Genomic DNA, 697 nt, shown 5'->3' on the forward strand with positions numbered 1-697 from the left:
CAAACCCGTGCTGGTGAGCCACTTGGCGAATCAAACGTTTTGCAATGATGATTTCATCACACGCTCGCAGTACGTCTTTGGAATGGTTGAAGTTGATTTCGAACTGTCCCGGTGCAGACTCAGAAAGAGCGCCGGACGTATTCAACCCTTGCTCTAATGCGATTCGATTAAGATCGGTCAAGAAATCCGCGTAGTCATCTAATCCATCAAGGTCGTAAACCTCGGTGTCTTTTTCTCGTGTTTTCTTCGTTGGATTAATTGCCGTTAATGGTTCGCCATTTTCCCCACGAGTTTTGTCGATTAAATAGAATTCTAACTCTAGCGCGACACACGGGTACTGATCTTTGGCATGCAGCGTTTGCAACATAGACGCGAGAATGTTGCGGATGAACAGTGGGTTAGGGTGTTGCCCGGTTTCATCCATCATACTAAGCAGTAGTTGGCCAACTTGTTCCTTTGCCGTTGGCATCAAAGTACCACTGATTGGGTAACAGAGGTGATCTGGCTCTCCGAGATCTTCGCCCAACCCCGCAGTTTCAACGCCGTTACCTTTAGTATCGAGGGTGATGGTCGAGAGGGGGAGTGCTACCCCTTTATCAAGCTTCTCTAGTGCGTCTATCGGGATGCGCTTTCCTCTTGGAGTGGCATTGATATCGGTAAATATAAGGTCGATAAATTCTATATCGGGCCATGTTTG

1 pseudogene is annotated in these 697 nt (G+C 47.5%); it reads right to left on the bottom strand.

The window, feature by feature from the left end:
- Positions 1-697: pseudogene (locus tag R7Z77_RS25705) on the bottom strand (glutamine synthetase); the annotation flags it as partial.

The organism is Vibrio sp. 1401, from assembly GCF_033340295.1.